Source organism: Brachyspira hyodysenteriae ATCC 27164 (genome assembly GCF_001676785.2).
Lineage (GTDB): Bacteria > Spirochaetota > Brachyspiria > Brachyspirales > Brachyspiraceae > Brachyspira > Brachyspira hyodysenteriae.
On sequence record NZ_CP015910.2, the window covers coordinates 2793129 to 2804718 of the forward strand.

Consider the following 11590-nt stretch of genomic DNA (forward strand, 5'->3'; position numbering starts at 1 on the left):
TAAAAAATTATAATTGACTTATTCTATTTATATATTAAACTAATTAAAACATCTTTTAAGTAAATATTTATGAATAATTTTCAGCCTAAATCATTATTAATTGTAGCAATTTTATCTGTATCAACATTCGGAATATATTTTATTTATTGGATTTATGCTACAACAAATGATATTAATAATTATATGGAACAAGAATACATTAATCCTACATTAGCTCTTGTTTTATCAATAATAACATGCGGATTATTCAGCGTATATTGGTTCTATAAATATGGAATGATAGTATTTAATGATATGAGTAAAAAGGCTGAATTAGACAGTTATGGAGAAAATGCTGCTGTTTTAGCTATATTACTATTTATACCATTCGGATATGTTTATTCTATTATAGTCCTTCAATCTAAGCTTAATATTATCTTCACTAAATATTCAAATAATGATTCAGAGAGTAATATACAATAAAAATTTTTCCTTATCTTATAACCTTCATACCGCACGGTGAATAAATTTACAAATATAATACGATTCTCAATTATTAATACAAATCATAAATAAAGTTAAGTCAATCGTGCGTTAAATAGATTTTTAAAATTAAATAAAGCTTGGGTGGGTGCTATATTTTCTAATAGCATAAAAAACAGAATAAAGTAAAAATTTCATAATAATGCCTTAAAGAATAAAGGGCGGGGTATGTAAATAATTTTTTTTAATTTATTTTTATTATATACTCTAAAAAATAATAGATTTTAATAAAAATTTCAAACTTTATTCTAATTTTCATATTAAAATATCATATTTACAGCAAATTTCAAAGTATTTGTAAATATATTTTACATTAATCCTATTTATATTTCTTATTTATGTATAATATGTATTATTATAGTATGATTTTACTTTAGTTTTGTAAATTTATTGTAAATTATTTGTAAATAAATATTGCTTAATTTTTACATTATGCTATAATTATAAATGTAAAGAGATTTTACAATATAAACTGTAAGGAGATACAATATGACTAATTCATTAAACCTTTTTATTAAAATTACACCTAGCCAATTACCTGAGAATATTAGAAGATTTATAGCTTCTAATTACAGCAAAGCTAAAATCGTTTATATTGATAAAGTGAAAGATCAATATGAAATCAAATTAAGTAACGGTATTTATATCAACTTTGACAAAAACGGTTCTTGGAACTATATAAGCAGCGATGACAAATTATCTGAAAATATACTTCCAAAAACTATAGCTAGCAAAATTAAAAACATAATGAAAAAATATAATAATGCTTATGTTTTTGAAATCAGCAAAAGAATAGAATTTTACAAAGTAAGATTAACTAATTCTTTAGAAATACGCATAAGAAATAACGGACAATTAATAATGGCATAACTTTTATCATTTTGTATCTCTTAAAGTAATTAATATATATGGCTTGAGTCTTTAATTAGATTCAAGCCTTTTATTTTTATCAGCATAATTTTTTTCAAAAAATAATAAAAAAAGAACAAATAAATTTACAACTTTATTATATTTATTATAGGTTTATTATTTAGTAAACATTACTATGTAAAAACAATTTACAAGCTGAATAATAATAAAAAATAAAGTATATATATTAAATACAATGTATATAAATTAAATTTTATATTTATAGATTATAATCATAAACTTTATAAGTATGAAGAGATGGCAGAGTACAGGCAGTATACAATAAAAAAGTAAAAGAATATCTTTAGGTGATCTCTTATTACAAAAGAAAATTGATTCATTATTTTGATACCATAAATTTATATAGATGCTTTAAATAAATTTTTTATTTAAAGCATTTTTATTTTTAAACGACAATTAAAACGATATTTTTTATTTAATGGTTGTTTATAATGAATAAATATATAATAATACTTGCTATAATGATTAGTTCTGTATTATCAGCTAATAGTTTCAAAGTGATATCAAGACAAGGGGAAGCCTCTGTAATTGTAAACGAAGAACATGCTGATATGGACATAAAAAAAAGTTTTCCAGATGATTATTTCTCTATATCTACAAAAGAAGAATCATATTTAGTAATAGATAATGGCGAAAAATCAATAATACTTATGCCAAGTTCAAAACTCACTTATGAAAATAATAAATTCACTTTAGATTCAGGATATATTTATATAAAAAGCAAACATAATGATGATATTCAAATGACTTTAACAAAAGATGGAAAAGGATATAATTTTAAAGGAAAATCATTCGCTGTTGTATCCTATGATGATGAAGTATCTGTTATAACATATAATAATGCCGTAAAAATCACTCCTGAAGCATCTTTGGGAGTAAGTTATTTTTTGGAGCCAAATCATAAAACATCTATAATACCAATGCTTAATGGTCCTTATAGAACTACAGAAAATGAAAAATCTTTAATTGAAAATGTATCAAGACAATTAGAAAATGAAGTAGCAAGCCATCTAAATCAAGATATAGACAGATATAATTTTAAAATAATGGAAGGTACAAAAAACGAAAATACTATATATAGAGTAGTTCATCCAGAAAAAGGTCCTAATATATTTTTAATAGTACCTCATGGAAGCGAAAGAGTTGGTACTGATGTGGCAATGGAAAGAATCAATATGCCTATAAAAAAAGGAAGTCTTACTATAGTACCTATTGCAGTGCCTGAAGCATACAGAAAAAATACTAGAGCTATAGAAGGACAAGATATTAATAATAGATTCTTTGATAAAAAAATAAGCAGAACAGATACCGATAAATTAGCTAGAGAATACATGAAAATGCTTGATGAGTATAATATTGATGTTGTACTTACTCTTCATGAAGGAAACGGATTTAAAGAATTCTTTGGAGATTCTATAATATATGACAGCAGAAAATTAGACGATAAAGTTATAAAAGTATTGGAGAATATAAATTCTAGAATAGAACCTATGAAATTTAAATTTAGACAAATGTATTATCCTATGCCTACAACTATCACATATTATGCTGCTAAAAAAAATATAGAATCTTTTGGAATAGAGCTTACAAGAAATTTAGATTATGATAAAAAAAGAATAATTATGCATACTATATTAAGTGAGTTCTTAAAAATATATGGGCTTGAATAAAATATAAAATATATTTAGTTTTAAATTTTATTCACATACCCCGCCCTTTATTTTTTATTACTATAATCTGCAATTTTTAATTTCTTTATATTTAAAGTCGATTCAGAAAATAAGAAATCCACCCAAGATGTGATTATGTTGAAAAATTTATTTAACGCACGGTTAGATAATTTTTATATATAATATAATTGTTATAATGAACCGGCTCATATTTATAATTTTACTCTGCGTGCGTTTATGAAGTAATAAATTAAAAAATCTCTAGGGTGGGAGCTATAAATTCTTTATAAGCAATAAGAAAGAAAAAAATTAACATTGAAGAATAAATTAATAAGAATATAGGGCGGGGAATGAGAATTTAGTTTTAAATATTTTTATTATAAAAATTGACAGCCTGAAAGACTATGATAATAGATTATCAGACGCTGTCAATTTTTTATTAAAAACTTCAATAATTATTTTTCAAGCTTAAAGAATCGCATTGCTTCTTCTAGCTCTCTAGCTTTTATTATTATAAAAATTGACAGCCTAAAAGACTCTGATAATAAATTATCAGACGGCTGTCAATTTTTTATTAAAAACTTCAATTAATTATTTTTCAAGCTTAAAGAATCGCATTGCTTCTTCAGCTCTCTAGCTTTTATTATTATAAAAATTGACAGCCTAAAAGGCTCTGATAATAAATTATCAGACGGCTGTCAATTTTTTATTAAAAACTTCAATAATTATTTTTCAAGCTTAAAGAATCGCATTGCTTCTTCTAGCTCTCTAGCTTTTATTATTATAAAAATTGACAGCCTAAAAGGCTCTGATAATAAATTATCAGACGGCTGTCAATTTTTTATTAAAAACTTCAATAATTATTTTTCAAGCTTAAAGAATCGCATTGCTTCTTCTAGCTCTCTAGCTTTTATTATTATAAAAATTGACAGCCTAAAAGGCTCTGATAATAAATTATCAGACGGCTGTCAATTTTTTATTAAAAACTTCAATAATTATTTTTCAAGCTTAAAGAATCGCATTGCTTCTTCTAGCTCTCTAGCTTTTATTATTATAAAAATTGACAGCCTAAAAGGCTCTGATAATAAATTATCAGACGGCTGTCAATTTTTTATTAAAAACTTCAATTAATTATTTTTCAAGCTTAAAGAATCGCATTGCTTCTTCTAGCTCTCTAGCTTCATTTAACAGAGAAGCAGCAGCCGATGCAGATTGTTCTACCAAACCGGCATTCTGCTGTGTTACACTGTCCATCTGAGAAACTGCAGTATTTACCTGATCAACTCCTGCCTGCTGTTCTATAGCTGTTTCACTTATATCCCTCATTATATTTGAAGTTTCTTCTATTTTTTTCTCCAAATCCTCAAATATTTTCTCTGACTCTTTTGCTTTCTCTACAGATCTGCTAATCTTTTCATATATAACACTAATTAAAGAAGTAATATCCTTAGCAGAAGACTGTGAATTCTGAGCCAAATTTCTAACTTCACTCGCTACAACAGCAAATCCTTTACCTTGTTCTCCGGCACGTGCCGCCTCTACAGCAGCATTAAGAGCTAATATATTAGTTTGAAAAGCAATATCCTCTATTACCTTTGTTATATTCTTTATTTTTTCACTATCCTCATTAACTTCTTCTATACTTTTAGTAGTTTCTAGAATTATAGCTCCGGCATCTTTAATAGAATTCATAGATTCCTTCATCATATTATTACCTTCTATAGAGTGGGAAGTAGATGATTTAATTGTAGAAGCCATCTCCTCCATAGAACTAGCAGTTTCCTCAAGACTTGCTGCCTGAGCCTCTGTTCTTCTTGATAAATCAGAATTACCATTAGCTAATTCCTGAGCTGCATTAGTAATCTTAATAGAAGAATCATTAACCTGAGATATTATCTCTGTTAATTTTTTACGCATTCCGCTGAAAGATTCAAATAATATACCAAGCTCATCTTTTCTCTTATGCTCATTTGAAACATAAGTTAAATTTCCTGTTTCTATCTCTTTGGCCTCTCTTATAATACTGTTTATATGCCCCATTATTCTCTTTATAAATAAGGCAACAAATATAGATAATAATAAAATAGCGACTAAACCTACTAATGAACTTATCAAAATTAATTCCCTATTTGTAGCATATACTTCGCTATCAAACATAGTCATAGCAATTATCCAATTCATTGATTTCATTTTGCAGTAAGAACCTGTTCTTTTTTTATTCATATAAACATATGATAAAGTACCCTGTGTCAAATTATTATCAAATACCGTTTTATAAGCCTGAACTACACTGGAACCTATTTGCTCATAAATATTATCCATTATATCTATCAAATTAGAATCGATAGCAAGTATTCTTCCTGTTTCTCCCAAGTTTATATCTGAAAAATAATTATCATGTATTAGCTTCCAATCTATTACAACAAGTATTGCCCCCAATAAATTTCCGTCTAAACTTTTTATAGCACCGCCTAATATCAATGATTTATTTCCAGTATCTACAGAATCTATTATTTCCTCATCAAATGTATATTCAAAATTCTTAGCCTCTAATATATTCCAAAAATTAGGTCTTGTATCAGCAATATTATTACCTATAGAATTCCCCAAAGCATCAGCTATAATATCACCATTCAAATCTATTACAGCTATATTTATAGAATATTCATTAGCCCCATTAAATAATTCTAAAGCCTTTAATGCATCGGCTTCTGTCTGTTCATTTCTATTTAAAAGTGAATTCATTATGGCCGGAGCAACCGAATAAGTCTTAGCTAAAGAAACCTGGTCTATCAATATAGCATCAAATAATTTAGCATATGATTGTGCTGTATTGGCGAATCCTTCAAATCTGCTTTTGCTTATGCCTTTACTAGCAAAAGTTACTGCTATGCTTAATATAATGAATATTATTAATATGGATATTACTGATATTATAGCAGGAACTTTGAAAGATAAACTATGTATCCTTTTCATATAAAAACTCCAATTTATATATAAGTCAATCCTTTAATTTATTTACTACATGAGCAAATATGATTTTTATTTATAATAGTAAAATAATATACTTTATAGTTAATCGTTATTTTTGTTTAATTTTATAACTTTTTTAAGATAAAAACATATTTTTTATAAAAAAAATAAATAAAAATTCTATTTTTTTTACACTTTTTAAAAAAGTTTTATATATTATTAGTATAACAAAGTTGATTTGTATCTAATTTTATAAATTTTTTCTTCATAATTTACCTTAATAGCGGATATAGTTTTATATCCGCTTAATTTTCCCGATTTATTTTTGATAAAAATGTATTACAAAATGAATGAAATAATAATAGAATACAAAAAAATTAAAAATATCTATATAAGAGTAAAACCAGATTTAAATATATATGTTACAGCACCTAAAAGAGTTACTAAAAAATACATATACGAACTTATAGAAAAAAGAAAAGAATGGATAGAAGAGAGAAAAGAGGCCATAAAAAAGAAAAATAGCTTCGATTTAAGTAAAAAAGAACTAGCAAGCGGAAATGAAATATATTATCTAGGCAAAAGCTATATACTTAAAGTTTTAAAATGCCAAAAAGAAAATATAATTCTTGCAGGCAAAATGATGTATATGTATGTTAATATAAAAGATAAAGAAGAATTCAAAAACAGTGATATAAGAAAAAAACATATACTGCTTGATACTTGGTATAAAAAAGAAGCATTAAAACTATTCGATTCGCTTATAAAAAAATACACTTCTATAATGAACTTAGAAATTAATACATTCACGGTAAAAAAATTAAAAAGTAAATGGGGTTCATGCGATATAAATAAAAAACATCTCACATTCAATTTAGAGCTTATGAAATATCCAATTTCTTCTATAGAATATATTGTAATTCATGAATTAGCCCATCTTCTGCAGGCTAATCATAGTAAAAAATTCTATAATATAGTAAGTTTATATATGCCTGAATGGAAAAAAGAAAAGAAGATTTTGGATACTTTTTTTAATAATTTATAAATTAAAAAAGTTGAAAAAAATATAAATTACTCTATACTAAAAAAGTTCTTTAATGCTTTATAATACAAATTTAATAATATAATAGAGGTAAAAATAATGGATTATAATGAAAAGTTATATAATGTATTTTCCAGCGGAGAGCAGAGATTGGAATCATGGATGGCTGCTGTATTCACTAAAGAATATGATCATAATATGACAATTGATGAATTCAGAGATATATTATCAGAATCTGATGAATATATGGTATTAGAATTTAATGAAATAGAAGAATCTAATTTTATAAGAGATAAATCTAAATGGGAAGCATCTATTAAACTGCAGTATTTGCCTATGGTTATGGATGAAGATGATCATTCCTGCGGATGCGGACATGATGAAGGCGGATGCTGTCAAGATGATGAAGAACATTCTTGCGGCTGCGGACATAACCATGACGATGAAGAACATTCCTGCGGATGCGGTCATAACCATGACGATGAAGAACATTCTTGCGGATGCGGTCATAATCATGATGAAGAAGAAAATAATGATGAACTTAGTTTTTATGTAGCATTAGTTGATGCTTCAAGCGTTACTGAGAATGTTCCTGAAATATTCTCTGTAAATACCGTAAGAGAAGATGACTATAAAGAGGCATGCCAATGTAAATATGCTGTACATGTATCTACAATATTTGATAATCATCCTCTTACCGACTATCAAAGACAATTAAAGTTATTAGACAGTTTAGTTCCTGAATGTTCTATATTTTTAGATATGTCTTGCTATACAGCACATTCCGGAGATTGGCTTTCTTATACATCAACTTTTGCTTTGCCTCCTTCTTTGGATTATCTATACACTATTCATGCGGTTTATGATGATGATAAAGACCCTAATAAAGTAGAATATTGGTTCCATACCCATGGGCTTTACAGAGTAGGATCTATAGAATTAGAAATAGTAGGAGTTGAAGATTCAAATGCTGCTTATGGGGCATTGCTTAATACTTGTGCTAAAATGTTTATAGAGAGAGGAGTTCCTGAGGCTGGATTCAAATTTAATCCTGCATATAATACTTATGTATGCTGGTTCCCTTGGCAGGAGGCTTTGAAGAAATTAAATATTGCTGATGATGTTACAGGAAGTGCCAAAGACAGAAATGATGGAGTACATAACACTCCTTCCGGTATCTTGCTTGCTGTAGATGCTGATGGTAATTATCATTCACTTGACTATTATAAAAATGAGCTTACAGACAATCCTATGTTTATGATGAGCTATTTTGAAACTTCTCTTATGAGAGAGGCTGCTTTTGAAAAATTAGAATATTTCTTAGAATTATTAAATAAAAATAAAGGTGATGAAAAAACTTCTTTCTTAGTAAAATTAGGATACGGAGAAACAGAAGAAAATCCTAATGATTTAGAGCATTTATGGTTTGATGTTCATGGCTTTACTAATGAAGGATATTTCGATGCTACTTTAATAAATGAACCTTATAAAGATTTAGGTATGCATGAAGGCGATAGAGGAATGCATAGCATAGAAAGACTTACTGATTGGGAAATATATACAGAAGAAAATAACTATAATTCAAGAAATATATATCTATTATTTCAAGAAGAAGAATAATTTATTATTGCTAGGATAATAAAGAATAATAATTGTGAGTGTCTTATAGATGCTCACAATTTTTTATATATTATATCTTTATTAATCCACATAATCACTGTTTTATCATAATTTCATATAAAAATACCATAAATAATCACTATTACTATAACTAAATTCAAAAAAATAGTTATTATTAGCTATATCTTTTTTATATTTTTACTTAAACTTTTACAATAAGAATTCTATCTTAAGTACATTACATTAATAACGGAGAGAAGTATGGAAAGAGCATATATAAAAAACATAGCTTACTATGTACCTGAAAAAATATTAGATAATAAATATTTTGAAAGCATATTGGACACTAATAATGAATGGATAATAACTCGTACAGGAATAGAAACAAGACATATGGCTAGAGCAGACGAAACTATTTTTGAAATGGGGCTTAATGCTGTTAGAAACTTAGAAAAAAAAGGGGTAGATTTAAAAGAAGTTGATGCTATATTGGTACCTACCGTAACAAAAGATTATATATTTCCTTCTATGGCAGGACAATTACAAAAAGCATTAGGATTAAAACATTGTTTTGCTTTGGATTTATCTGCTGCTTGCTCTGGTTATATATATACATTAAACACTGCTACTGCATTAATAGAAAGCGGACAATGTAAAAATGTACTTATAGTATCATGTGAAAAACTTACTAAAGACATCAACTGGAAAGACAGAGGAACTGCTATTTTATTCGGAGATGCTGCTACTGCTTCATTAATAACAGCAAGAAATGACGGCAAAGGTATAATAGGAATGCATATGCAAAGCGAACCTGATATGAGTATTGTACTTAATGGCGGAAGTGTTTGTCCTATAAGAGCCGATGATATAGAAGCTCCTGAGTTTAAAATACATATGGACGGATCAGAAACTTTTAAAAGAGCTGTTACAGAGTTTTCTAATAGTATAGATAAAGTTTTAGAAACTTCAGGAAAACAATTATCTGATGTTAAATACTTTGTACCGCATCAGGCTAATCTAAGAATTATGCAGGCTGTTGCTAAAAGAATAGGACTTCCTATGGAAAAAGTTAGTGTTGTATTAAATAAATTCGGCAACTGCTCTTCTGCAAGTATAGGTTTAGCTCTAACTGATGCTTTAGATAATAATAAAATAAATGACGGTGATTTAGTTCTTCTTACAGGATTCGGAGGCGGATTTACTTGGGGATCTACTCTGATGGTTTGGTAAAAATAAAACTTTAATGAATTGTTTTTTTTAGGGATAGTATTTTTATATGCTATCCTTTTTATTTGCAAGTAAGAATATATTCAAATATTTTATAATATATAAACATCATTTCTGTTTTAATGGGCATTATTTAGCTATATATTTAATTATAAATAATTGAATTATTACAATTTTTTGATAAATTATCATTATAAAAATATGATTGGAGTTACATATGTTAAAAGATATAAGAAGTAAACTGCTTATTATAATATTAATAAGTTTAGTTATTGGTGCTATACTCGGTATAATAGTTTCATCTTCAGCATCAGAAGAAACAACAGCAAAATTAATATCTATAGCTGACCCTATTGGTAATTTGTTTGTAAGATTATTAAAAATGATAGTTATGCCTGTAATTATTTTTACACTCATAAGCGGTGTTGCAAGCATATCGCCTAAACATTTAGGAGTTGTAGGAATAGCAATATTGGCATTTTATATGCTGACTTCTGTATTTGCCTCTATATTAGGTTTAGCAGTAGGAAATATTCTTAATCCTGGAATGGGATTAGATTTGAATAATGCTACCGCTGTTACAAAAGAATTCGTAAAGCCTAATTTAATTGATACACTTTTATCAATAGTGCCTACAAACCCTTTTGCTTCATTTGCTAAAGGAGACGGAGATGTTTTACCTACTATATTATTTTCAATTTTCTTCGGAATCTCATTAGCTTTTTGCCGAGATAATGAAAAAACAAGAGAAAGTGCTGATATAGTATATAAGTTCTTTGAAGGATGTACACAAATTATTATAAAAATCGTAGGCTGGATAATGTTCTATGCTCCTATAGGTGTTTTGGCTTTAATATTTTCTGTATTTGCTAAAAATGGATCTCAGGCATTCGGACAATTATTAAAAGTTACATCTACTGTTTATATAGGATTAATATTACAATTACTTTTGGTATATACTATAATAAATATATTATTCAAATTAAATCCTATAAAATTCCTCAAAGATATTTCAGAGGCTTGCTTTACAGCATTTGTTACTCGTTCTTCAAGCGGTACATTGCCTATATCTATGAAGATTGCTGATGAAAAAATGGGAATACAAAAAGGTGTTTATAGTTTTACATTACCTTTAGGCGCTACTATTAATATGGACGGTACAACAATATATTTAGGTATTTGTGCTATATTTATCGCTAATGCCACAGGAAACTTTTTAAATTTCTCTTCTGAAATAACAATAATAACAGTATCTGTATTAGCATCTATAGGAACTGCCGGAGTACCTGGAGCCGGTTCTATAATGCTTTTAATGGTTCTCAATTCTATAGGACTTGATATTAACAGCGATCCTAATATTGCAGCAGCATATGGTATGATACTTGGAATAGATGCTTTATTAGATATGGGAAGAACTGCATTAAATATATCAGGCGATTTATGCGGTACAGCTGTTGTTGCAAAACTTACAAATCAAATGGATATGAGTAAGTGGAGATAAGTTTAATATATAAAAATTAGATAACTTTATAAAATATAATCAGATTAACACTACAGATGGCAGCGAGTATAATTAAATTTTAAAACTTAATTATATATCCTGCCC

Annotated in this window: 8 protein-coding genes; 7 read left to right on the plus strand and 1 reads right to left on the minus strand. The window is 27.2% G+C overall.

Annotated elements, in window-relative coordinates; translation table 11 throughout:
* Positions 1-69 precede the first annotated feature (69 nt).
* From BHYOB78_RS12215 to BHYOB78_RS12225, 3 genes are all read left to right on the plus strand, one after another.
* A complete protein-coding gene (locus BHYOB78_RS12215; protein WP_020064718.1) occupies positions 70-462 on the plus strand; it encodes a DUF4234 domain-containing protein in 393 nt (130 codons plus the stop codon).
* Positions 463-1011: 549 nt separating this feature from the next.
* Positions 1012-1392, plus strand: a complete 381-nt coding sequence (locus BHYOB78_RS12220; RefSeq protein WP_012671093.1) for a PepSY-like domain-containing protein — start codon at positions 1012-1014, stop codon at positions 1390-1392.
* 491 nt (positions 1393-1883) lie between these two features.
* Positions 1884-3122 (plus strand): M14 family metallopeptidase, encoded by a 1239-nt coding sequence (locus tag BHYOB78_RS12225; RefSeq protein WP_012671094.1) that lies wholly within the window; start codon positions 1884-1886, stop codon positions 3120-3122.
* A gap of 1131 nt (positions 3123-4253) precedes the next feature.
* Here BHYOB78_RS12225 and BHYOB78_RS12230 read toward each other — a convergent pair.
* The gene (locus BHYOB78_RS12230; RefSeq protein ID WP_012671095.1) at positions 4254-6098 is read right to left on the minus strand and encodes a methyl-accepting chemotaxis protein; all 1845 of its coding nucleotides are present in this window, start codon (positions 6096-6098) and stop codon (positions 4254-4256) included.
* A gap of 343 nt (positions 6099-6441) precedes the next feature.
* On the opposite strand from BHYOB78_RS12230, the gene BHYOB78_RS12235 reads away from it, so the two are divergent.
* The 4 genes from BHYOB78_RS12235 to BHYOB78_RS12250 all read left to right on the plus strand — a co-directional run bounded on the left by BHYOB78_RS12235 (position 6442) and on the right by BHYOB78_RS12250 (position 11485).
* Entirely contained in the window at positions 6442-7140 is a 699-nt protein-coding gene (locus tag BHYOB78_RS12235; RefSeq protein WP_012671096.1) for a M48 family metallopeptidase, read from the plus strand.
* A 96-nt stretch (positions 7141-7236) separates the two neighbouring features.
* The gene (locus BHYOB78_RS12240; RefSeq protein ID WP_020064910.1) at positions 7237-8757 is read left to right on the plus strand and encodes a DUF4026 domain-containing protein; all 1521 of its coding nucleotides are present in this window, start codon (positions 7237-7239) and stop codon (positions 8755-8757) included.
* Between the two features lie 261 nt (positions 8758-9018).
* The gene (locus tag BHYOB78_RS12245; RefSeq protein ID WP_012671098.1) at positions 9019-9987 is read left to right on the plus strand and encodes a beta-ketoacyl-ACP synthase III; all 969 of its coding nucleotides are present in this window, start codon (positions 9019-9021) and stop codon (positions 9985-9987) included.
* Between the two features lie 214 nt (positions 9988-10201).
* Complete coding sequence (locus BHYOB78_RS12250; RefSeq protein WP_012671099.1) at positions 10202-11485, plus strand: dicarboxylate/amino acid:cation symporter; 1284 nt, start codon at positions 10202-10204, stop codon at positions 11483-11485.
* The last annotated feature ends 105 nt before the right edge of the window (positions 11486-11590 follow it).